Origin of the sequence: Enterobacter sp. 296B2, from assembly GCF_034106185.1 — a bacterium.
GTDB lineage: Bacteria > Pseudomonadota > Gammaproteobacteria > Enterobacterales > Enterobacteriaceae > Enterobacter > Enterobacter cloacae_N.
Genome location: NZ_JAWNCA010000019.1, coordinates 43878 through 66885, shown reverse-complemented (window position 1 = coordinate 66885; position 23008 = coordinate 43878). Strand labels below are relative to the sequence as shown.

Annotated in this window: 22 protein-coding genes; 3 read left to right on the top strand and 19 right to left on the bottom strand. The window is 57.4% G+C overall.

Going from position 1 to position 23008, the window contains the following annotated elements; genetic code table 11:
• Window positions 1-81 precede the first annotated feature (81 nt).
• The 5 genes from gntU to URZ40_RS14910 form a co-directional block, all read right to left on the bottom strand.
• Window positions 82-1422 (bottom strand): gluconate transporter, encoded by a 1341-nt coding sequence (gene gntU, locus URZ40_RS14930; protein ID WP_320720752.1) that lies wholly within the window; start codon window positions 1420-1422, stop codon window positions 82-84.
• A gap of 3 nt (window positions 1423-1425) precedes the next feature.
• Window positions 1426-1953, bottom strand: coding sequence for a gluconokinase (gene gntK, locus URZ40_RS14925; RefSeq protein WP_008503362.1), 528 nt, complete (start codon window positions 1951-1953; stop codon window positions 1426-1428).
• A 126-nt stretch (window positions 1954-2079) separates the two neighbouring features.
• Window positions 2080-3075, bottom strand: a complete 996-nt coding sequence (gene gntR, locus URZ40_RS14920) for a gluconate operon transcriptional repressor GntR (protein ID WP_021242747.1) — start codon at window positions 3073-3075, stop codon at window positions 2080-2082.
• 91 nt (window positions 3076-3166) lie between these two features.
• Entirely contained in the window at window positions 3167-3862 is a 696-nt protein-coding gene (locus tag URZ40_RS14915; protein WP_003861565.1) for a pirin family protein, read from the bottom strand.
• A gap of 123 nt (window positions 3863-3985) precedes the next feature.
• A complete protein-coding gene (locus URZ40_RS14910; protein ID WP_316380623.1) occupies window positions 3986-5023 on the bottom strand; it encodes an oxidoreductase in 1038 nt (345 codons plus the stop codon).
• Window positions 5024-5332: 309 nt separating this feature from the next.
• On the opposite strand from URZ40_RS14910, the gene yhhY reads away from it, so the two are divergent.
• Window positions 5333-5821, top strand: coding sequence for an N-acetyltransferase (yhhY, locus tag URZ40_RS14905; RefSeq protein WP_045143059.1), 489 nt, complete (start codon window positions 5333-5335; stop codon window positions 5819-5821).
• An 88-nt stretch (window positions 5822-5909) separates the two neighbouring features.
• Here the strand turns inward: yhhY and ggt are convergent, their stop codons facing one another.
• Window positions 5910-7655 (bottom strand): gamma-glutamyltransferase, encoded by a 1746-nt coding sequence (gene ggt, locus URZ40_RS14900; protein WP_316380624.1) that lies wholly within the window; start codon window positions 7653-7655, stop codon window positions 5910-5912.
• Window positions 7656-7778: 123 nt separating this feature from the next.
• Here ggt and URZ40_RS14895 point away from each other — a divergent pair, with 123 nt between their 5' ends.
• On the top strand, window positions 7779-8156 hold the full coding sequence (locus URZ40_RS14895; protein ID WP_023326493.1) for a DUF2756 family protein: 378 nt from the start codon (window positions 7779-7781) through the stop codon (window positions 8154-8156).
• Here URZ40_RS14895 and ugpQ read toward each other — a convergent pair.
• From ugpQ to livK, 10 genes are all read right to left on the bottom strand, one after another.
• A complete protein-coding gene (ugpQ, locus tag URZ40_RS14890; protein WP_316380625.1) occupies window positions 8140-8886 on the bottom strand; it encodes a glycerophosphodiester phosphodiesterase in 747 nt (248 codons plus the stop codon). The two genes, URZ40_RS14895 and ugpQ, sit on opposite strands and share 17 nt — an antisense overlap.
• On the bottom strand, window positions 8883-9953 hold the full coding sequence (locus URZ40_RS14885; RefSeq protein WP_320720751.1) for a sn-glycerol-3-phosphate import ATP-binding protein UgpC: 1071 nt from the start codon (window positions 9951-9953) through the stop codon (window positions 8883-8885). The genes ugpQ and URZ40_RS14885 overlap by 4 nt, the downstream gene beginning before the upstream one ends.
• 1 nt (window position 9954) lies before the next feature.
• On the bottom strand, window positions 9955-10800 hold the full coding sequence (ugpE, locus tag URZ40_RS14880) for a sn-glycerol-3-phosphate ABC transporter permease UgpE (protein WP_013099125.1): 846 nt from the start codon (window positions 10798-10800) through the stop codon (window positions 9955-9957).
• Window positions 10797-11684: a sn-glycerol-3-phosphate ABC transporter permease UgpA gene (gene ugpA, locus URZ40_RS14875; protein ID WP_320720750.1), complete on the bottom strand. Its 888-nt coding sequence runs from the start codon at window positions 11682-11684 to the stop codon at window positions 10797-10799. Before ugpA ends, ugpE begins: the two co-directional genes overlap by 4 nt.
• Before the next feature lie 116 nt (window positions 11685-11800).
• Window positions 11801-13117, bottom strand: a complete 1317-nt coding sequence (gene ugpB, locus URZ40_RS14870) for a sn-glycerol-3-phosphate ABC transporter substrate-binding protein UgpB (protein ID WP_023310025.1) — start codon at window positions 13115-13117, stop codon at window positions 11801-11803.
• 352 nt (window positions 13118-13469) lie between these two features.
• On the bottom strand, window positions 13470-14183 hold the full coding sequence (gene livF, locus URZ40_RS14865) for a high-affinity branched-chain amino acid ABC transporter ATP-binding protein LivF (RefSeq protein ID WP_032650575.1): 714 nt from the start codon (window positions 14181-14183) through the stop codon (window positions 13470-13472).
• Window position 14184: 1 nt separating this feature from the next.
• A complete protein-coding gene (gene livG / locus URZ40_RS14860; protein ID WP_023310024.1) occupies window positions 14185-14952 on the bottom strand; it encodes a high-affinity branched-chain amino acid ABC transporter ATP-binding protein LivG in 768 nt (255 codons plus the stop codon).
• Window positions 14949-16226, bottom strand: coding sequence for a high-affinity branched-chain amino acid ABC transporter permease LivM (locus URZ40_RS14855; RefSeq protein WP_316380626.1), 1278 nt, complete (start codon window positions 16224-16226; stop codon window positions 14949-14951). Before URZ40_RS14855 ends, livG begins: the two co-directional genes overlap by 4 nt.
• Complete coding sequence (gene livH / locus URZ40_RS14850) at window positions 16223-17149, bottom strand: high-affinity branched-chain amino acid ABC transporter permease LivH (RefSeq protein ID WP_013099131.1); 927 nt, start codon at window positions 17147-17149, stop codon at window positions 16223-16225. Before livH ends, URZ40_RS14855 begins: the two co-directional genes overlap by 4 nt.
• A gap of 46 nt (window positions 17150-17195) precedes the next feature.
• Complete coding sequence (gene livK / locus URZ40_RS14845; RefSeq protein WP_116343990.1) at window positions 17196-18305, bottom strand: high-affinity branched-chain amino acid ABC transporter substrate-binding protein LivK; 1110 nt, start codon at window positions 18303-18305, stop codon at window positions 17196-17198.
• Window positions 18306-18729: 424 nt separating this feature from the next.
• Here livK and panM point away from each other — a divergent pair, with 424 nt between their 5' ends.
• Window positions 18730-19119, top strand: coding sequence for an aspartate 1-decarboxylase autocleavage activator PanM (gene panM, locus URZ40_RS14840; protein WP_059355744.1), 390 nt, complete (start codon window positions 18730-18732; stop codon window positions 19117-19119).
• Window positions 19120-19223: 104 nt separating this feature from the next.
• On the opposite strand, the gene livJ is transcribed toward panM, so the two are convergent.
• The 3 genes from livJ to rpoH form a co-directional block, all read right to left on the bottom strand.
• Window positions 19224-20324, bottom strand: coding sequence for a branched chain amino acid ABC transporter substrate-binding protein LivJ (livJ, locus tag URZ40_RS14835; RefSeq protein WP_320720749.1), 1101 nt, complete (start codon window positions 20322-20324; stop codon window positions 19224-19226).
• Between the two features lie 197 nt (window positions 20325-20521).
• On the bottom strand, window positions 20522-21787 hold the full coding sequence (locus tag URZ40_RS14830; protein ID WP_320720748.1) for a 4-aminobutyrate--2-oxoglutarate transaminase: 1266 nt from the start codon (window positions 21785-21787) through the stop codon (window positions 20522-20524).
• A gap of 135 nt (window positions 21788-21922) precedes the next feature.
• Window positions 21923-22780 (bottom strand): RNA polymerase sigma factor RpoH, encoded by an 858-nt coding sequence (gene rpoH, locus URZ40_RS14825; RefSeq protein WP_320720747.1) that lies wholly within the window; start codon window positions 22778-22780, stop codon window positions 21923-21925.
• Between the last annotated feature and the right edge of the window lie 228 nt (window positions 22781-23008).

The window sequence follows — 23008 nt, the reverse complement described above, 5'->3', positions numbered from 1 at the left end:
CTGGCGTTCTGCATAATATAAAGGCCCGGTAAGCGCTAACGCTACCGGGCCTTATTTTTGAGCCTTCTTAAATCACCGCATTCAGCTCAGCAGCGTAAAGGCAATCATCCCGACAATCGCACCCGTCGTGCCGAGGATGGTTTCCATCAGCGTCCAGGTTTTCAGGGTTTGCGCTTCGGTCGCGCCGGTAAACTTACCGAACAGCCAGAAGCCTGCGTCGTTAACGTGCGAGACCACAATCGAACCGCCCGCGATACAGATAGACAGCGCGGCCATCTGCGCACCGGAGTAGTTCAGCTGTTCAATCACCGGCATCACCAGACCCACGGCGGTTAAGCACGCCACGGTTGCAGAACCCTGAATGATACGCACCGCCGCAGCCAGCACGAAGCAGGTTACCGCAATCGGCAGACCCATCCCGGTCAGCGCTTCACCCAGAGCCGGGCCCACGCCGGAATCCACCAGCACCTGCTTGAACACGCCACCGGCACCGATTACCAGCAGGATAATCCCCGCAGGCTGCAGAGCCGCACCGCAGATCTCCATCACGCGGTCTTTTGGCATCCCCTGGCGCATCGCCAGGCCGTAAATCGCCACCAGACAGGCCACCAGGATCGCCGTGAACGGGTGACCGATGAACTCAAACCACTCGTAGGCAGAAGAACCTACCGGAACGAAACGTGCAGCGATGGTTTTCAGACCCACGAGAACCAGCGGGAGCAGGATCAGCAACAGGCTGAAGCCGAAGGATGGCATTTTGCCTTCGCCCAGGTGCGGCTCGGTGATGTCGTCCGGAATGTGCAGCTCAACGTAACGGCTGATGAAATTGCCCCACAGCGGGCCGGCAATAATCATCCCCGGGATTGCCGCGCACAGGCCAATCAGGATCATCCAGCCAAAGTCAGCGTGCATCTGGGACGCCAACAGCATCGGCGCAGGCCCAGGCAGCAGAAACGCTGCGGCTGCCGCCACGCCCGCAAACAGCGGAATGACCAGCTTGACGAGGTTAGTGCCGGTATGGCGCGCCATAGAAAACGCGACGCTGATGAGCAGCACAACGGCCACTTCAAAGAACAGGGGCAGTGCGCAAATCAGACCGGCCAGGCCAATCGCGTAGTGCGCGCGGCTGTGACCGAACGATTTCAGCATCTTGACGGCAATCTGGTCGACCGCGCCCGTCTCGTGCAGAATCTTGCCAAACATCGCGCCCAGCGCGACCACAATCGCCAGGAAGCCCAGCGTACCGCCCATCCCTTTTTCCATCGTCGCGGCGATCTTGTCGAGCGGCATGCCGGAAAAGAGACCTGCACCTATAGAAACCACCATCAAAGCAACGAAGGCGTGCATACGCGCCTTCATCACTAAAAACAGCAGCAGCAATACCGAACCCACTGCTGTCAAAACTAGCGTTAATGTACTCAAAACTTACTGCCTTTTGTTAATGACCTCGATGGTGCTGGCTACAACACCCTCCAGTGACTGATCGATATCAACCACTAAGACGTCTTTTTCATCTTCACCCGGCTCCTGAAGCGCTTCGAACTGCGTCACCAGCATCTGGGTTTTAAAGAAGTGGCCTTTACGCGCCTTCAGACGGCTTTCAATCACCTCAAAATCCCCTTTCAGGTAGATGAAAGAGAGGTTCGGGTTGCCGTCGCGCAGCAGGTCGCGGTAGGTTTTTTTCAGCGCGGAGCAGACGATCAGGGAAACTTTATTGGTGCGCTGCATCGCGAACGCGGCGTCATTCAGGGCCTGCAACCACGGTTTGCGGTCGTCATCGTTCAGCGGCTCGCCGGAGGCCATTTTCATAATGTTGCTGCGCGGATGGAGGAAGTCACCATCAAGAAACGCAGCCTGAAGTTGATGCGCCACTTCGCTCGCCACGGCAGATTTACCGCTACCGGACACGCCCATCAGGACGTAAACGTGGTGATCGTGATTAGTCGTGCTCAAAGGGTGTCCCTCAGTCAATTGTTACGGGTAACAGTTATCGGTAACATTGTCCTGCTGGGGCAAAAGAGAAGCAATATCCAAACGTGCGCGAAGTGAATAAGTGTGAGCTACTTCAAATTTGTCAGTTCAAATAGATCCACCCGGTGACAAGGTGAAACCTAAATCTAACATTTTCGGGGTAACCGTCTCGCCACGAATGCGCGCCAGCAGGCGTTCTGCGCCAATGCGGCCCATACGTTCACGCGGGGTCAGGACGCTCGCCAGACGCGGCTCCATCACCTGGCCGATGTCGTGGCCGTGGAAACCGGCGATCGCCATATCATCAGGGATCTTCAGCCCCAGACGCTGACACTCAAACGCCGCGCCGACCGCCAGGTCATCGTTGGTACAGAAAATACCGTCCAGTTGCGGATACTCGCGTCGCGCCTGACGCATCAGCTCAATACCCGAGGTGTAAGATGAGGACTGCTCCACCATCACGCTGTAGGGGGTTAAGTTCGCGTCGAGCATCGCCTGCTCGTATCCCTTCTGTTTGATGATAGTACGTTCATCAAGACGCGCACCCAGATAGGCGATATGACGATGCCCACGGGCGATGATGGCCGCCGTCATCTGGCGCGCCGCTTCGAAGTTATCGAACCCAACGGCGATGTCGAGGCACGGAGACTGGCTGTCCATCAGCTCTACCACCGGGATACCGGCCACTTCAATCATTTTGAGCGTGCGGGCAGTGTGGGTACGTTCGGTTAAAATCAGGCCGTCGATGTTCCAGGAAAGCATCGATTCAAGACGTTCCTCTTCCAGTTCCGGCTTGTACCCGTAGTGGGCGAGCATGGTCTGATAGCCAAAAGCATCGGTGACGCTTTCGATACCGCGCAGAACTTCAGCGAAAACCTGGTTGGTTAAGGAAGGAAGCAGGACGCCCACCGCACGGCTGGTCGCATTGGAGAGAATATCGGGTGCGCGGTTGGGGATATAACCCAGTTCATCAAGGGCGGCGGCAATCTTGCCACGCAACGCCACGGAAACCTGTTCCGGGTTACGTAAAAAACGGCTGACCGTCATTTTGGTCACACCGACGCGATCGGCGACATCCTGAAGTACGGGGCGTTTCTTTTTCATCGTCCTGAGAAATCTTGAAGTGAGAGATTTGCTCAGTTTATCACGGACAAAGCTCAACCTTCCCCGTTTAAAGGGAAGGTTGAGAAATTATTTAGACCGGAGGCAGGTCAAACAGCAGGATTTCACTTTCGCTGTCGGCATGTACGGAGAGCGCCTGCTCATCCCAGACGGCCAGACCATCGGCGGTGGTGGCTTTGGTGCCGTTAATGGACACTTCACCTTTCACCACCTGGATCCAGACGCGGCGGTTGGCGGCAATCTGGTGCACGGACTGTTCGTCTTTTGCCAGCGCCCAGCGGTAAAGCTCCATATCCTGATGCACCTTCAGGGAACCTTCACGCGCGTCCGGGGACAGCACCAGCTGTTTGCCCTGTTTCGCGTCAAAGCGGCGCTGCTCGTAGCGCGGCGTGATGCCGGTCTCTTCTGGAATGATCCAGATTTGATACAGGTGCAGTTTTTCCGTTTTGCTCGGGTTGTACTCGGAGTGGCGCACCCCGGTACCCGCGCTCATAATCTGGAACTCGCCCGCCGGAACCTGCTCTTTGTTGCCCATGCTGTCCTGGTGCTCAACCGCCCCTTCCAGCACATAGGTCAGAATTTCCATGTCTTTGTGCGGATGGGTACCGAAGCCCTGGCCTGCATCAATCACGTCGTCGTTAATCACGCGCAGTGCGGAGAAGCCCATGAAGTTCGGGTCGTAGTAGTCGGCAAACGAGAATGAATGCCATGAGTCCAGCCAGCCATGATTTGCGTGACCACGTTCGTTTGCTTTGCGTAAGTAGATCATTGTTTTCACCCTCAGTTCGTTTCGATGGAGTAAGTGTGGACGCAAACGGCCGGGGATCATAGAGGGTGAAAATTGACTCCTCTGTTCAAAAATTATGAACAAGCGTAGAGGAGCCGTTTTTGCTTATTTCGCGAGGGTTATCGTGGCAGGAGAGGCCTGCTCGAAGGCCCGCTCAAGGATTTCCAGGTTGGTCAGAACGTCAGATTCCTTGACGTAATTCGCCGTGCCGTTTGTGAGGGTCTCAAACAGCGCATCGTAGACGCGGCCATAGTCGCCGGTTTCCGGTTTCAGCGTTTCTTTGACCGTCACGCCCTCGTCGTTCACATACTCCAGCACGCCCACGGAATCGTCCGCCGCAAAGCCAGGCTCACCGGGCATGATATTGGCCTTCAGGCTGGTCTCCTGCTGGTCGATACCGTATTTGATAAACGAACCTTTGGTACCGTGAACGATAAATTTCGGGTAGTCGATTTTCACCAGATGGCTGGTTTTGACGATGGCTTTCAGGTCGCCGTAGAACAGCTGCGCTTCAAAGGTGTCGTCCGGGTTGGCTTTATTACGCAGGCTGCGGATGTCATACGCCACGTGGTCCGGGCGGCCAAACAGGGAGATGATCTGGTCCATGGTGTGCACGCCCAGACCATAGAACGAGCCGTCCTGCGGCAGGCCGGGCTGGGATTCCGCCACCGGACGGTAGTAATCGAAGTGGCTTTCAATTTCCACAATGTCGCCCAACCTGCCGCTTCCAATCGCTTTTTTCGCCGTCAGGAAGCAGCTGTCAAAGCGGCGGTTCTGATACGGCATCACGGTCAGCCCTTTGCTTTTCGCCAGCGCGAACAGTTCCTTCGCTTCGGCAATGGTCGGGGTGAACGGCTTTTCCACCAGCACGTTTTTGCCCGCTTCCAGCGCGCGTTTCGCATACTCAAAATGACTGTCGGCGTGGGTGCAGACGACCACCAGCTTTACCTGCGGGTCATTCAATACCTCGTTCAGATCGCTGGTAAAATGAATATGGGAATACTGCGGAGATTGCTCTTCCGGCTTCGCGCTGCGACGGTAGATATGGGCCACATGCCAGGTATCTTTACGGTGGAGGACATACGGAAGGTGGTAGCGGGTCGTACTTTTACCAAATCCAATAAATGCGCAATGTAGTGTCATAGCTCAGTCCTTTTGGAAGGTTACTGGGTTTTACCATAGCGCATGTTTTGCCCTCACCCCAGCCCTCTCCCACGGGGAGAGGGAGAAAAAGGGCAAAAAAAAGCCAGCGAGAAGCTGGCTAAAGTAATACTGGAAGCAATGTGAGCAATGTCGTGCTTTCAGGTTCCCGTAGGGGTCTTCCTGAATGCGAAGCAATAATAATCATTCTCATTCGCACTTGTCCAATACTTTTTGCAAAAAATAGCGGTTGACTCAAATTTTAAAGTCATTGATGTTGGAGGGGACTTTTAACTGACTGAGGAACAAGGAATGAGTGAGATAGTGATACGCCACGCGGAACCGAAAGATTATGACGCCATTCGTCAGATCCACGCCCAGCCGGAGGTGTACCACAACACGCTACAGGTTCCTCATCCCTCTGAGCAAATGTGGCAGGAGCGGCTATCCGACCAGCCTGGCATTAAGCAGCTCGTCGCCTGCATAGACGGTCACGTCGCCGGCCATCTGTGCATCGTCGTCGCGCAACGCCCGCGCCGCAGCCATGTGGCTGATTTTGGGATTTGTGTGGGCGCACAGTGGCAAAACCGGGGCGTTGCCAGCGCGCTGATGCGCACCATGATTGATATGTGCGATAACTGGCTGCGCGTTGACCGCATTGAGCTAACGGTGTTTGTCGATAACGAACCAGCGATTGCGGTGTACAAAAAACACGGGTTCGAAATTGAAGGCACCGGCAAACGCTATGCCCTGCGCAACGGTGAATATGTGGATGCGTATTATATGGCGCGGATGAAGTAGTTTGTTGCCCTCACCCTAACCCTCTCCCACAGGGAGAGGGAATGAAACACGTAGGCCGGGTAAGGCGAAGCCGCCACCCGGCAACATATCAATACCCCGCCGTCAAATCATCCACCGACCGCGGATCCGACGCCCCGAACAGCGCCCCATCCGGCCCGACCATAATGCTCTGGGTGCTGCCCATCGCCTCTTTCACCGCCACCTTCTGTCCGCGCTGCTCCAGCAGCTTGATGGTGTCCGGGCTAAAGCCCTTCTCCACGCGCAGTTCGTCCGGAAGCCACTGATGATGGAAACGCGGGGCGTTGGTGGCTTCGGCAATGTTCATCCCAAAGTCGATGCTGTTCACCACCATCTGCAGCACGGTAGTGATAATCCGGCTGCCGCCAGGACTGCCGGTCACCAGCCAGGTTTTACCGTCTTTCACAACGATTGTGGGCGACATGGACGACAGCGGACGTTTCTTCGGCCCAACCGCATTCGCATCGCCGCCAACCAGCCCGTAGACGTTCGGCACGCCCGGCTTGGCGGAGAAGTCATCCATCTCGTTGTTCAGCAGAATGCCACTGTTGCCCGCCACAATCCCGGTGCCGAAGGTGGTGTTGAGCGTGTACGTCACCGCCACCGCATTACCGTCTTTATCCACCACCGAGAAGTGCGTCGTCTGGTTGCTTTCATACGGCGCCAGCTTGCCGGGGCGGATCTCGCTCGACGGTTTGGCCTTGTTGATGTCGATCTGTTCCGCAATGGATTTGGCATACGCCTTGTTGGTCAGCGCCTGCCACGGCACCTTCACGAAGTCCGGATCGCCGAGATATTCCGAGCGGTCAGCGTAGGCGCGTTTTTCCGCTTCCGCCATCACCTGCATGGCGTCCGCGCTGCCGAAGCCGAACTTGTGCATATCGAAGTTTTCAAGAATATTGAGGATCTGCACGATGTGGATCCCGCCGGAAGACGGCGGCGGCATGGAGAAGACCTCGTACCCGCGATAGGTGCCGCTAATCGGCTCGCGCTCCACCGCCCTGTATTCCGCCAGATCCGCTTTGGTGATGAGCCCGCCGTTCTTCTGCATCTCTTGTGCAATCTGATCGGCAATCGCCCCTTTATAGAACGCGTCCGGACCGTGCTCCGCAATCAGCTCCAGGCTTTTGGCGAGGTTCTTCTGCACCAGCTTATCGCCCTTCTTCAGCGGCTCGCCGTCTTTCCAGAAGATGGCCTTGCTGTTTTCATGATTGGGAATAACTTCGCTGCCGTAGGTCTTGAGATCGTCCGCCAGGGCATCATTCACCACAAAGCCGTCGCGCGCCAGCTTGATGGCAGGCTGCACCACTTTATTCAGCGGCATCGTGCCGTATTTTTCCAGCGCCAGCGAGAAGCCCGCAACGGTGCCCGGCGTGCCGGAGGCGAGATGGGAGGTCAGGGATTTTTTGCTGTCAGGGTTACCCTGGTCGTCGAGGAACATATCCCGGGACGCCTGAGAAGGCGCCATTTCGCGGAAGTCGATGGCGGTGGTTTTCCCGTCTTTGGTGCGCAGCATCATAAAGCCGCCGCCGCCCAGGTTCCCCGCCTGCGGGTGCGTCACCGCCAGCGCATAGCCGACGGCGACCGCAGCATCCACCGCGTTACCGCCCTGTTTGAGAATATCGACACCCACGCGGGTTGCCAGCGCATCCACCGATGCCACCATGCCATGGGTTGCCCGCACGGGATGGAAAACATCTTCCTCCACGCCGTAAGAGACCGGAGGCGCCGCCGGCGGGTTGGCCGCCACGCTAAATGTACCGCCTGCCATCAGCGCGGCGATGGCGACCCAGCGCAAGAAGGTTGGTTTCATCATTATTGTTCTCCAGGTGAAGGGATCCATATTCCCCGCTTAAGCCTGGTTCACAACTCCTAAAAAATCATCGTCATGGTGAAATCAGGGTAAACTTAAGAGAGGCCTCAAGAGGAGGAAATGACAATGAAACGCTTGATGATTCTTACGGCGCTGATCCCGTTTGCCGCGCTCGCACAGCCGCTCAACACCATGAATAACCCGAACCAGCAGGGGTATGTTATCCCGAGCCAGCAGCGTATGCAGACCGAGATGATGAGCCAGCAACAGCAGCAGAAAGGGATGCTGAATCAGCAGCTGAGAACGCAGACCCAGATGCAGCAGCAGAGCCTGCAAAACCAGATGAACGCCAACACCCAGCGCGTGCAGCAGGGACAAGTGCGCGAGCAGCCGCTGCCGAATAAAAACGGCGGGATGTTAGGGGGGATGACGTCGTCAGGCAGCGGACAGCAGCATATGCTGCCGCCGCAGTCGAACGGCAGTATGCTTAATCCGCAGAACTAAAGTCCGGGCCGATCAGGTCGATTGCATCGGTACAGATGCTGTCCACGCCCCAGCGCAGCAGCTCGGCTGCACGCTGGGGTTTGTTAACGGTGTAGACCAGAATATGCAGACCCGCGTCTTTCAGCATCTTCACCCGCGCCTCATCCAGCAGCTTATGATTAAGATGAATAGAGACACACGCTAAGCGCATCGTCAGCTCGCGCCAGTCCTCGCGCCACTCATCAAGCAGCAGCCCGCGCGGCAGCTCCGGCACGGCTGCCTGTGCCGCTTCCAGCGCGTTAATTTCAAACGAGGAGAGCAGCGGCGCGGTCATTCCTTCCCACAGCTCACGCGCGGCAAGGGCAATCACTTTGCCCGTCAGCGGCCCGGTGCCGGTGGTCGGTTTGATTTCGATATTGGCCATCATACCGTGCTGGCGACAGCGGTCCGCCACTTCCGCCAGCAGCGGTAGCGGTTCGCCTTTGAATTCGCCGCTGTACCAGCTTCCGGCGTCGACTTTCAGCAGATCGCGCCACGGCAGTTCGCCCGCCACGCCCCAGCCGTTGCTGGTGCGTTCGAGGTTATCGTCATGCAGCAGGAAAATTTCGCCGTCTTTTGACAGCTTGGCGTCGAACTCGATCATGGTGTGGCCGTAACGCGCGCCAACATCAATCGCCGCCAGGGTGTTCTCCGGCGCCAGCTTACCGCCGCCCCGGTGGGCGACGACGTGGGGATAAGGCCAGTTGCTCATACTCGTTGTCCTGTTTCACCGTCAAACAGGTGCAGATGGTTTTCCGGCAGGTGCAGCCACAGCCTGCTACCCGCTTTCGGGCGTTCCTGATGTGCCAGGCGCACCACCATTTTTTGATCCCCCCAGCGCCCGTGCGCCAGGTTATCTGCACCCAACATCTCCAGCGTGTCCATCACCAGCGGCACGCCGCCGTCCGCCTGAGAGGTTAAAGCAATATGCTCCGGGCGGATACCGAGCGTCATCTTACGCCCGGCGTAGCCACGATAGTACCAGTTGATCGGCAATGCCATCCCGCTTTCCAGCTCAAAATGCGTGCCCGCACTGCTGATACGCCCTTCAAGCAGGTTCATCGCCGGGCTGCCGATAAAGCTCGCCACAAAGCGGGTGGCCGGTTTCTCGTACACTTCCACCGGGGTGCCAATCTGCTCGGCGATGCCTTTGTTCATCACCATTACGCGCTGCGCGAGCGTCATGGCTTCGACCTGATCGTGGGTCACGTACAGGGAGGTGGTTTTCAGACGACGGTGCAGCTGCTGTAGCTCAAGACGCATCTGCACGCGCAGCTTGGCGTCAAGGTTGGAGAGCGGCTCGTCGAAGAGGAATACCGCCGGATCGCGCACGATGGCGCGCCCCATCGCCACGCGCTGGCGCTGGCCGCCGGAGAGCTCGCGCGGGCGGCGCTTGAGCAGGCCGTCGAGTTCCAGAATGCGCGCCGCCTCTTTCACGCGCTCGTCGATATGGCCTTTGCCCATGCCGCGGATTTTCAGCCCCCAGGCCATGTTCTCTTCCACGCTCATGTGCGGATAGAGGGCGTAGTTCTGGAACACCATCGCAATGCCTCTGTCTTTCGGCTCCATTTCGGTGACGCGCTGGCGGTCAATCCAGATATCCCCGGAGGTCACGCGCTCCAGCCCCGCCACCATGCGCAGCAGCGTGGATTTGCCACAGCCGGACGGGCCGACCATGACGATGAATTCCCCGTCCGCCACGTCGAGCGTTAACGGCTGAATAACCTGGGTTTTGCCGTCCCAGCTTTTGGTTACTGCCTGAAGTTTTAAACCTGCCATCTTATTTCTCGCTATCGACCAGGCCACGGACAAACGCACGCTGCATGGCTAAAACAATGACTACGGGTGGGATAAGGGTGAGCAGCATCGCCGCCATCACCTGGTTCCAGAGGGTGGTGCCTTCGCCGGTGGCGATCATGCCCTTAATGCCCGCCACGGCGGTGCCAAGGTTGACGTCCTGAATAATCAGCAGCGGCCACAGGTACTGGTTCCAGCCGTAGATAAAGGTGATAACAAACAGCGCCGCAAGGTTGGTTTTCGACAGCGGCAGCACGATGTCGCGGAAGAAACGCATCGGCGACGCGCCGTCGATCCGCGCTGCTTCAATCAGCTCGTCCGGCAGGGTCATAAAGAACTGACGGAACAGGAAGGTGGCGGTCGCCGAGGCCATCAGCGGCAGGGTTAAGCCCGCGTAGCTGTCGAGCATCTTCAGGTTGGCGATCACTTCCACGGTGGGGAAGATACGCACCTCCACCGGCAGCATCAGGGTGATGAAAATCATCCAGAAAAAGAGGTTACGCAGCGGAAAGCGGAACCAGACGATGGCGAAGGCCGAGAGCATCGATACCGTAATTTTGCCGACCGTAATGCCAAACGCCATGATGAAGCTGTTGAGCATCATCAGCCAGAACGGCGCGCTGTTGGCGCCCACGCCCTGGGTCCAGATGGTCTTCATGTTCTCGAAAAGATGCGTGCCCGGGATCAGCGTCATCGGCGTGTCGAACACCGCTTTGGTGTCCAGCGTGGCGGCGACAAAGGCCACGTACAGCGGGAAGAGGATGACGATAATCCCTAAAATCAGCATGGTATGGCTGAAAATCGTCAGCCCGCGACGGTTCTCAATCATTGGTAGCGCACCTTACTTTCAACGTAGCGGAACTGCACCACCGTGAGGATGATGACGAGGAACATCAGCACGACGGACTGTGCGGCAGAGGCGGAGAGATCCAGCCCGGTAAAGCCTTCGCGGTAAATTTTGTAAATCAGCGTGGTGGTCGCCTGTACCGGACCGCCTGCGGTGGCCGCGTCGATCACCGGGAAGGTGTCGAAGAAGGCGTACACGAGGTTAACCACCAGCAGGAAGAAGCTCACCGGGGCGATCAGCGGCAGCGACAGCCTGAAGAAGCGGCGAATGGGCCCTGCGCCGTCAATTGCCGCCGCTTCCACCAGCGAGCGCGGGATGGACTGCAGCGCGGCAAAGAAGAACAGGAAGTTGTAGCTGATCTGCTTCCACACCGAGGCGAACACCACCAGGAACATCGCCTGGCCGCTGTTCTGGGCATGGTTCCAGTCGTAGCCCAGTTCGGCCAGAAAATGGGTAATCAACCCGCGCCCCGGGTTAAACAGGAAGATCCACAGCACGGCGGCGACGGCGGGCGCTACGGCATAAGGCAGCAGCATCAGGGTCTGATACAGGCGGCTGCCGCGCACCACGTAATCTACCAGCGCGGCGAAAAACAGCGAGGCAACCAGGCCGCTGACGGTGACCAGCGCGCTGAACTTCATCGTCGTCCAGAAGGAGTCCAGGTAGTAGCTGTCATGGAACAGCGCGGTGAAGTTGTCCAGGCCAACAAACTGGCTGGAGAGCCCGAACGGATCGACGCTTTGTACCGAGTACCACAGCGCTTCGCCCGCAGGCCAGATAAAGAAAATAACGGTGATGACCAGCTGCGGCGCGACCAGCAGGTACGGCAGCCAGCGGGAATGGAACACCGGACGGGATGATGACATAGGTTTGCTCAGGTTGGTTTTTACCCCTCACCCTAACCCTCTCCCCAAAGGTGAGAGGGGACGATTACACCCTCGCCCCTTTGGGGAGAGGGCCGGGGTGAGGGGATTAGTTTTAATTACGATTTAGTCGACTGCTCAAAGCGACGCAGCAGCTGATTCCCGCGCTCTACCGCCGAATCCAGCGCCTGCTGTGGCGTTTTCTTACCGGTCCAGACACTTTCCAGCTCTTCATCCACGATGGTGCGGATCTGCGGCATGTTGCCCAGACGCAGCCCTTTGGTGAACGGCAACGGCGGCTTGTTCAGCATCTGACGCGTCGCGATATCCGCGCCCGGGTTCTTGCTATAGAAGCCCTGCTCGCGGGTCAGGTCATACGCGGCTTTGGTGATGGGCAGGTAGCCGGTCTTCTGGTGCCACTCGGCGGCGTTTTCCGGCTTCGCCAGGAAGTCGAGGAACTCGGCTACGCCTTTGTAGGTGCCCTTGTCTTTGCCCTGCATCACCCACAGGCTCGCCCCGCCGATGATGGCGTTCTGCGGCGCGCCCTTCACGTCTGCGTCGTATGGCATCATGCCCACGCCGTAGTTGAATTTGGCGTAGTGACGGATATCCGCCAGCGAGCCGGACGAGGCGGTGGTAATGGCGCAGTCGCCGTTGTAGAACTTCTCGGTGGATTCGTCTTTACGCCCGAAGTAGCTGAAGTCGCCCTTCTTGTTCAGATCGGCAAGCAGCGCGATGTGCTTCACCTGCTCCGGCTTGTTGAACTCCAGTACCGCGTCGGTGCCGTCGAAGCCGTTGTTTTTGGTGGCAACCGGCAGGCCGTGCCAGGCGCTGAAGTTTTCAATCTGGATCCAGCCCTGCCAGCCGCTGGCGTAGCCGCACTTCATTCCCGCCGCTTTCAGCTTCGCGGTGTACTCGGCCAGATCCTGCCAGGTTTTTGGCGGCTGCTCCGGGTCTAAACCGGCTTTTTTGAAGGCGTCTTTGTTGTAGTACAGCACCGGCGTGGAGCTGTTAAACGGCTGGGACAGCAGGTGCCCGGTTTTGGAATCCGTGTAGTAACCCGCTACGGTCGGCACGAACTGGGATTCGTCGAAGTTGATGCCCGCTTCTTTGAACACTTCATACACCGGCTTGATGGCTTTGGAGGCCATCATGGTGGCGGTGCCCACTTCATAAACCTGTAACAGGGCTGGCGCGTTGCCGGTACGGAAGGCGGCGATGCCCGCGCTCAGGCTCTGCTCGTAGTTGCCTTTGTATACCGGCACAATTTTGTAATCCGGATGGGTGTCGTTGAAACGCTGCGCCAGGGAGTCAACCTCTTTACCCAACTCCCCTTCCATGGAATGCCAGAACGGAATGGTGGTGACAGCCATTGCGTTCGTCGCAAAAGCCAGACCCAGTGCCAGACCCAAAGCTGTGTGTCGTAACGATGTCATTGTCATCTCTCTTATTGTGCCGGATGCGCGATATCACGCGTTTTATGCTCGCGAGGTAACATGCCATGCTCGAATGACAGAAAAATAACTGTTTGTTTACAGATAAGTGACAGCCAGGCGTCAGGGTGATGATGGTTGTGTGAAGGGGGTTGGGGGTGTTGGATTGGGTGCAGTCTGGTGCCCTCACCCCGTCCCTCTCCCACAGGGAGAGGGAGAAAACACTAAAAAAGGCAACTTGCGTTGCCTTTTTGCTTTTACCTCGCGCGGTCTGGTGCCCTCACCCCGCCCCTCTCCCACAGGGAGAGGGAGCAAACACTAAAAAAGGCAACTTGCGTTGCCTTTTTGCTTTTACCTATCCGCCCAGGTAAGCGCTCCGCACCGCTTCGTTAGCCAGCAGCGCGTCGCCGGTATCCTCCAGCACCACGCGGCCGTTCTCCAGCACGTAACCACGGTCAGCGAGCTTCAGCGCCTGGTTGGCGTTCTGCTCGACGAGGAAGATGGTCATCCCCTCTTTACGCAGCTGCTCAATGGTGTCGAAAATCTGCTGAATGATGATCGGTGCCAGACCGAGCGACGGTTCGTCCAGCAGCAACAGGCGCGGCTGGCTCATCAGCGCGCGGCCAATCGCCAGCATCTGCTGCTCACCGCCGGACATGGTACCCGCACGCTGAATGCGGCGCTCCCACAGGCGCGGGAAAAGCTCGTATACCCACTTGATGCGGGTCTGGTATTCATCGCGGTGAGCGAAGAAGCCGCCCATCGCCAGGTTCTCTTCCACCGTCATGCGTGAGAACACGCGACGCCCTTCCGGAACAATCGCCACCGCCTCGCGCATGATTCTGGCGGTCTGCCAGTCGGTAATGTCTTTACCATCGAACACTATCTGCCCGCTGGTTGCGCGCGGGTCGCCGCACAGGGTGCCGAGCAGCGTGGTTTTGCCCGCGCCGTTGGCGCCTATCAGAGTGACGATTTCACCCTGATTGATGTGCAGGCTGACGTCGTGCAGCGCCTGGATCTTGCCGTAGTGCGCGTTGACCTTGTCGAACGTTAACATCGCTTTTTCCATCTTATGCCTCACCAAGGTATGCGCGGATCACGTCCGGGTTGTTGCGGATCTCTTCCGGCGTGCCGTTCGCCAGCGGCGTACCCTGGTTTACCACGTAGATACGGTCCGAAATGCCCATCACCAGCTTCATGTCATGCTCAATCAGCAGGATGGTGGTGTCGTGACTATCGCGCAGCTCGGCAATCAGCTCGTCCAGCTCTTTGGTCTCTTTCGGGTTGAGCCCTGCCGCCGGTTCGTCGAGCATCAGGATTTCCGGCTGGGTGACCATGCAGCGCACAATCTCCAGGCGACGCTGATCGCCATAGGCCAGATTGCTCGCCTGACGGTTGGCGTGCTGCAGCAGGCCAATTCGGTCCAGCCAGGTGGCGGCGCGATCGAGCGCTTCATCCTGCGCGCGGCGAAAGGCCGGGGTTTTCAGCAGGCCGGAGAACAGCCCGGTTTTCAGCTGCTGATGCTGCGCCACCAGCAGGTTCTCAATCACCGTCATCTCGCGGAACAGACGCACGTGCTGGAAGGTACGCACCACGCCCATGCGGGCAATCTGCTGGCCCGGCAGCCCTTCAAGGTGCTGATCGCGCAGCATGATGGTGCCGCCCGTCGGCTTGTAGAAGCCGGTCAGGCAGTTGAAGACCGTGGTTTTCCCCGCCCCGTTCGGGCCAATCAGGGAGACAATCTCTTTCTTGTGCAGGTCAAGATTCACGTTGTTGACTGCCAGCAGGCCGCCAAAACGCATCATCAGACCGTTAACGGATAATAATGGCTGACTCATGCCTGCTCTCCTTTCGCTTGCCCGTTCTTCAGCTTCAGCTGTGGACGGGTCATCGGCAGGAGGCCCTGCGGACGCCAGATCATCATCAGCACCATCAAACCACCCAGCATCAGCATGCTGTATTCGTTAAAGTCGCGCATCAGCTCGCGCGAGACCACCAGCAGGATGGCCGCGAGGATAACGGCAAACTGCGAGCCCATCCCGCCAAGCACCACAATCGCCAGCACAAAGGCAGATTCGGCAAAGGTGAACGATTCCGGGCTGACGAAGCCCTGACGCGCGGCAAACAGCGTTCCGGCGAAACCGGCAAACGCGGCGCTGATGGTGAACGCGGTCAGCTTGATGCGGGTCGGGTTCAGGCCCAGAGAGCGGCAGGCGATCTCATCTTCACGCAGCGCTTCCCACGCGCGGCCCAGTGGCATGCGCAGCAGACGGTTGATCACGAACAGGGTAATCACCACCAGCAGCAGCGCCACCAGGTAAAGCCAGATCACGCGGTCGGACGGGTCATACTTGATGCCAAAGAAGTTGCTGAAGGTGTCCCAGCCGCCTTCGCGGGCGGTACGGCTAAATTCCAGTCCGAAGAAGGTCGGTTTCGGGATCTGGCTGATGCCGTTCGGGCCGCCGGTCACTTCGGTGTTATTCAGCAGCAGGATACGGACGATTTCTCCGAAGCCTAAGGTCACAATCGCCAGGTAGTCACCACGCAGGCGCAGCACCGGGAAGCCGAGCAGGAAGCCCGCGGCGGCAGAGACCAGCCCCGCCAGCGGCAGGCAGGTCCAGAAGCCGAGGCCGTAGTAGTGGTTCAGCAGCGCGAAGGTGTAGGCGCCGATGGCGTAAAAGCCGCCGTAGCCCAGCACCAGCAGGCCAGAGAGCCCCACCACCACGTTCAGACCGAGACCGAGAATTACGTAGATCATGGTCAGGGTGGCGATATCCACGGTGCCACGCGACACCACAAACGGCCACGCCACGGCGGCCACCAGCAGCGCCACGAGGAACAGCTTCTGCTTAATGGTAGAGCCGTCGATTGCCGGCAGCACGAATTTCGGTCCGGAGATATTTTTCAGCGTCTTCTGGAACAGCGGGCGCAGCAGCTGGAACAGGAATACCACGGCAGTGCCGATAAATACCCACTGCCAGCGAATATCAGCCGCGGTATCGACAACGAGTTTGGTGCCATTCAGCTCAAGCTGGACGCCCATAAAGACGCTGGCCAGCACGAAGAACATAGCGGCAGAGAGCAGCGCCATTGCAAAATGCATCGGTTTCATACTTTCTCTACCTCCGGACGGCCCAGAATACCGGTAGGCATCACCAGCAGAACCAGAATCAGCAGGGCAAACGACACCACGTCTTTATATTCCGTGCTCAGGTACGCCGAGGAGAGCGCTTCCGCCACGCCCAGGATCAGGCCACCGATCATCGCGCCCGGAATACTGCCGATACCGCCCAGTACCGCCGCGGTGAAGGCTTTCATCCCGGCCATAAAACCGATGTACGGGTTAATTACGCCGTAGAACTGGCCGAGCAGCACGCCAGCAACCGCCGCCATTGCCGCGCCAATCACGAAGGTCAGGGCAATCACGCGGTCGGTGTTGATGCCGAGCAGGCTCGCCATCTTCAGGTCTTCCGCGCAGGCGCGGCAGGCGCGTCCCATGCGGGAGTAGCGAATGAACAGGGTCAGGGCGAGCATCGCGATAAAGGTCACGACCCAGATAACCAGCTGCATGGTGGTGATAGAGGCCGAGAAGTTTTCGCTGGCCCCCACAATCCACTGGCCGTTAAACAGGCTTGGCAGCGCCACGTCGCGCGAGCCTTCGGTCAGGCTGACGTAGTTTTGCAGGAAGATGGACATCCCGATCGCGGAGATCAGCGCAATCAGACGCTTGGAGCTGCGCACCGGCCGGTAGGCCACGCGCTCAATGCTCCAGCCGTAGGCGCTGGCAATCACAATCGCGCCGACAAACCCGGCGGCGACCAGCAGCCAGCTGCTGTCGATGCCCATCATCATCAGCGCGGCAATGATCATAAAGGAGACGTAGCTACCGATCATGTACACCTCGCCGTGGGCGAAGTTGATCATACCGATAATGCCGTAAACCATCGTGTAACCGATGGCGATCAGCGCGTAGGTGCTTCCCAGCGTGACGCCGTTAAACATCTGCTGCAGGAAATAGAGAAACTGCTCGGACATATGCAAACCTTTTTATACCCGCCCGGTGAGCCGGGCGGTGGGATAATTATTTGGCGGCCGAGGACGAACCGTCGGCGTGCCACTTAAAGACACCAAACTCAAATCCCTTCAGATCGCCTTTCTCATCCCAGTTCAGCGGCCCAATCACGGTGTTCGCCCCGTGCGCTTTTAAATCTTTCACCAGATCCAGCGGTTCTTTGCTGCCGGTACGATCCAGGGCCGTCGCCAGAGACTGCACGGCCGCGTAGGTGATCCAGACGTATGGACCGCTCGGATCCTTCTTCTGCGCCTTGAGCGCATCCACGATAGCCTTGTTGGCCGGATCCTGGTCATAGCGTTTTGGCATCGTCACCAGCATGCCTTCGGCAGAATCCCCCGCGATGTTTGACAGGGAGGCGTTGCCCACGCCCTCTGGCCCCATAAATTGGGTTTTCAGACCGGTGGCGCGCGCCTGGCGCAGCATTTGACCCATCTCCGGGTAGTAGCCGCCGTAGTAAACGAAGTCGATATTCTCTTTTTGCAGACGGGCGATCAGCGCGGAGAAGTCTTTCTCACCGGCGGTAATGCCGTCGAAGAAGACGATGTTCGCGCCGCCTTTTTTCAGGCCGTCCTGAACGGAGCGCGCCAGGCCTTCGCCGTACTGCTGTTTGTCATGAATGATAGCAATACGCTTTGGCTTAACGGTGTCGAGAATGTATTTCGCCGCGGTGGGCCCCTGCGAGGAGTCCAGACCGGCGGTACGCATAATGTGCTGGTATCCGCGCTGGGTCAGCTCAGGGTTAGTTGCTCCAGGGGTGATCATCAGGATGCCTTCGTCTTCGTAGATATCAGACGCCGGCTGGGTGGAAGATGAACACAGGTGGCCGATCACGTACTGGATACCGTCGTTGACGATTTTGTTGGCGACCGCGACGGCCTGTTTCGGATCGCACGCGTCGTCATATTCCACGCCCACCAGCTTGTCGCCCTTGATGCCGCCCTTAGCGTTGATGTCTTTAATGGCCTGGCGCGCGCCGTTGAACTCCATGTCACCCCACTGGGCAACAGGGCCGGACATCGCACCCACTACCGCAACTTTAATGTCCTCCGCCATAGCGGCATGCGAGATCGACAGTGCGACCATCCCCGCGATTAACGTCTTCGCGTTCCTTTTCATCTCTGAATCCCCATTCGTGATGTCGTGTTTATATTTTGTTTTATTATGGTTAAAAAGCATTCTGTACTTTTAATGAACAACGCTATTTTTACCAGTGCCTTTAATGGTTTAGCGCAGGTTTTTATCAAAAACCAGACTAAAATCTCTATTTTTCAGGCGATTAAGCAAAGATAATATTCTGAAATCAGGCAGAGATAAACAAATAAAAGTGCAGTTTGCAGCATAAAATAACGGTACAAAGCGCCGAATAAAACACTGCCTTTCAGGTTAAAATTCTGCTTATTTTTCGATCCATGTGTTTTCACACTGCCCATTGCATTGCTAAAAAACTAATCACCTGGTTAATGAGAATAAAAAGAGGAAGCCGCTGAGTGAATAAATTGAGTACACTGCCCCTACTCAATTTGATTTGGACAAGTAGCTAATGAAACTGACTATCGTGCGTCTGGTGACCTTTAGCGACCAGGATCATATCGACCTGGGCAAGATCTGGCCGGAATATTCCCCTTCGTCACTGCATGTCGACGAGAACCATCGCATTTATGCCGCGCGCTTTAACGAGCGCTTGCTGGCTGCGGTTCGCGTGACCCTGAGCGGCACGGAGGGGGCGCTGGACTCGCTGCGCGTACGTGACGTGACCCGTCGTCGCGGTGTGGGACAGTATTTAATTGAAGAAGTGATCCGCGAAAACCCGAACGTGAACTCATGGTGGATGGCCGACGTGGGCGTGGAAGACCGCGGCGTGATGGCGGCGTTTATGCAGGCGTTAGGGTTTACGGCGCAGGAGAGCGGGTGGGAGAAGCGCCAGAGTTGATTTGTGCGGCCTGATCTGTGCGGCCTGATGCCCTCACCCCGGCCCTCTCCCACGGGGAGAGGGAGAAAACATTAAAAAAGGCAACTTACGTTGCCTTTTTGCTTTTATTTGGCGTCTGTCGCCGTGCCGTTCGCATGCCAGTCAAACACGCCGAACTCGAAGCCCTTCAGATCGCCCTTCGCATCCCAGGACAGCGGCCCCATGACGGTTTCGACCGTGTTCGCTTTCAGCCAGGTAGCAATCTCAGCCGGATCGGCTGACTGGTTCAGACCCGCCTGCAGGGACTGCAGCGCAGCGTAGGTAGTCCAGACGAACGCGCCGCTTGGATCCTGTTTCTTCGCCTTGATGGCATCCACGATAGGTTTGTTCGCAGGGACCTGGTCGTAGTTCTTCGGCTTGGTTACCAGCAGGCCTTCGGCTGATTCACCCGCGATGTTAGACAGGGACACGTTCGCCACGCCTTCCGGGCCCATGAACTGGGTTTTCAGACCGGCCGCGCGCGCCTGGCGCAGGATCTGGCCCATTTCCGGGTGGTAACCACCGTAGTAAACGAAATCAATATTCTCTTTCTTCAGACGCGCCACCAACGTGGAGAAGTCTTTCTCACCGGCGGTGATCCCGTCAAAGAAGACCACGTTGGCATTGCCTTTTTTCAGACCGTCCTGCACCGCACGGGCCAGACCTTCACCATACTGCTGTTTGTCGTGAACAATCGCGATACGCTGCGGCTTCACTTTTTCCAGAATGTACTTAGCCGCCGTTGGGCCCTGATCGGAGTCCAGACCCGTGGTGCGCAGGGTCAGCTTGTAGCCTCGCGCGGTCAGCTCTGGTGCAGTTGCAGCCGGGGTGATCATCAGAATGCCTTCGTCTTCGTAGATGTCAGACGCTGGCTGAGTAGAGGAGGAGCAGAGGTGACCGATAACGTATTTGATCCCGTCGTTCACCACTTTGTTCGCTACCGCGACCGCTTGCTTCGGGTCACAGGCATCGTCGTATTTTAGGATCTGCAGTTTTTCGCCCTTGATGCCGCCCTTAGCATTAATGTCTGCAACCGCCTGTTCAGCGCCCGTAAACTCCTGGTCGCCGTACTGTGCTACCGGACCGGACATTGCGCCCACAACAGCCACTTTAATATCTGCCTGTGCCATGGTGCTGAATGCCAACGCGATACATCCTGCCAGTAACGCTTTACCCTTCATGTTCATCCTGAGATTCCCCATTATTATGGTTATTACGATTGTTGTGATGTTGTTGTGCAGCGCTTTATTTCAGTTATTGGTGTGCTGTTCGCGCTTTTTCAGCATACTCTGCTAAAACATACCCCATTTTTATGATTTTGGAATAGCTAATTTGAAATGAATATATGATAAGCCCGACAGGATTTACCGCCGGGCTTGTGGCTTTAACGTGTCAGCGACGCGGAGATAATATCCAGCGCTTTACGGAACTGCGCTTCTGGGATGGTAAGCGGATAGAGGAAGCGGATAACGTTGCCATACACGCCGCAGCTCAGCAGAAGCAGCCCTTCGTTCAACGCGCGTTCCTGCACCTGGCGGGTGAATTCCGGCGAAGGCTGCCCGGATTGCGGATCGTTAAACTCTACCGCCACCATCGAGCCCTGTGCGCGAATGTCAGCGATATATGGGCAGTGTTCCTTGGCTTTATTGAGCACTTCCACCAGGTGATGACCGAGATGCGCCGAGCGCGTGCAGAGATCTTCCTCATCAATCACGTCCAGCACCGCGTGCGCTGCGGCAATCGCCAGCGGATTACCTGCGTAGGTGCCGCCCAGCCCGCCCGGCGCAGGCGCGTCCATCACGTCGGCACGGCCCGATACCGCTGAAAGCGGCATCCCGCCCGCCAGGCTTTTTGCCATGGTGATCAGGTCCGGCTTCACGCAGTGCTGTTCCATCGAGAAAAGCTTGCCGGTGCGGGCGAAGCCGCTTTGTACCTCGTCAGCAATCAGCAAAATGCCGTGGGTATCGCACAGGGCGCGAAGAGCCTGCATAAAATCAGCGGGCGCGATGTTGAAACCGCCCTCCCCCTGAACCGGTTCGAGAATAATGGCCGCGACCTGGTCAGGAGCGATATCGGCTTTGAAGATGCGTTCCAGGCTTTTCAACGCTTCCGCCGTGCTGACGCCGTGCAGCTCGTTCGGATACTGCGCGTGATACACCGAGCCGGGGAACGGGCCGAAGCCGAGCTTGTACGGCGCGACTTTACCGGTCAGCGCCATGGTCATAAAAGTGCGGCCGTGGAACGCGCCGCCGAAGGTGATAAGGCCAGGGCGCCTGGTGTACGCGCGGGCAATTTTGACCGCGTTTTCGACTGCCTCAGCCCCCGTCGAGAAGAACGCGGTTTTGGCCGGGCCGTCAATCGGCACGCGCTGGTTGATGCGCTCGGCAAGCGCCACGTAGCCTTCGTACGGCACAATCTGGTAGGCCGTGTGGGTAAACGCGTGGAGTTGTTTTTCGATCGCGGAGATGACTTTGGGATGGCGATGGCCGGTATTCAGCACCGCGATCCCGGCGGCGAAGTCGATGTACTCATTGCCTTCCACGTCCCACACCGTGGCGTTTTCGGCTTTGTCGGCATAGAAGTTACACATGACGCCGATGCCGCGCGGCGTCGCCTGTAAACGCCGGTCGTTCAGTTCGTTATTTTTCACCCTGTCCCCCTGAGAAGTCGCCTGCTTAGCGCATCAGTAAGTGTTTGCCAGGGGGAGGGAATTCGCCAGAGCGGGCGCTAAAAAAACAAAACCCCCAGACTCTCATCCAGGGGTTCTCGGTGTAATTCGCGGTAATTACGCTTCGATAGCGGCGCGAAGTTTTTTCATGGCGTTCTTTTCAAGCTGACGAACACGTTCCGCAGAAACGCCGTAGCGGTCGGCCAGCTCCTGCAGCGTGGACTTGTTGTCTTCGTCCAGCCAGCGGGCGCGGATGATATCCTGGCTACGTTCGTCGAGGCCTTCCATCGCATGGGTCAGCTTGTTCGCGGCCTGATCTTCCCAGTTATCCTCTTCGATGCCGTCGGCAAAGTTAGAGGTTTTATCCTGCAGATACAGAACCGGTGCCATCGGCTGGCTGTCAGATGCGTCGTCGTCGGAGGACATATCGAAAGTCATGTCCTGCGCGGCCATACGGGATTCCATCTCACGCACGTCTTTGCTGGATACGCCCAGCTCACGCGCCACCATTTCCACTTCATCCTGATTGAACCAGCCCAGACGCTGCTTGGTTTTACGCAGGTTGAAGAACAGCTTACGTTGCGCTTTTGTCGTGGCGACCTTCACGATACGCCAGTTGCACAGCACGTATTCATGAATTTCTGCTTTGATCCAGTGTACGGCGAAGGAGACCAGTCGCACGCCCACTTCCGGGTTAAAGCGACGTACAGCCTTCATCAGGCCGATGTTACCTTCCTGAATCAAGTCCGCCTGCGGCAGGCCATAGCCCGCATAGTTACGAGCAATGTGAACAACAAAGCGCAGGTGAGACAGGATCAGCTTCTTCGCTGCTTCCAGATCGCCCTGGTAATGCAGCTTTTCAGCAAGCTCCTTTTCTTCCTCGGCCGTTAACATCGGCCAGGTGTTCGCAGCCCGGATATAAGATTCCAGGTTACCAACAGGGGCTAAAGCTAAAGTTTGCATTTCTTTGGTCATTCATTCCTCTCAATGTTTCTTCTGGTCCAGGCTGTCCCCGTCAGGCAACAACCATGCCAAAGCGTTTGAGCAACGAGATTAGCATTCACTCTTTTATCAGACAGTGATTTTATCCACAAGTTCCAGGTGCAACGGTGAATAAATTACGCACAAAATGTGACATGGAGATGATAACAGGGGAAGAGACAACAGGGACGCTTTCCCTGCAGAGCGAACATCTCGGTGCAG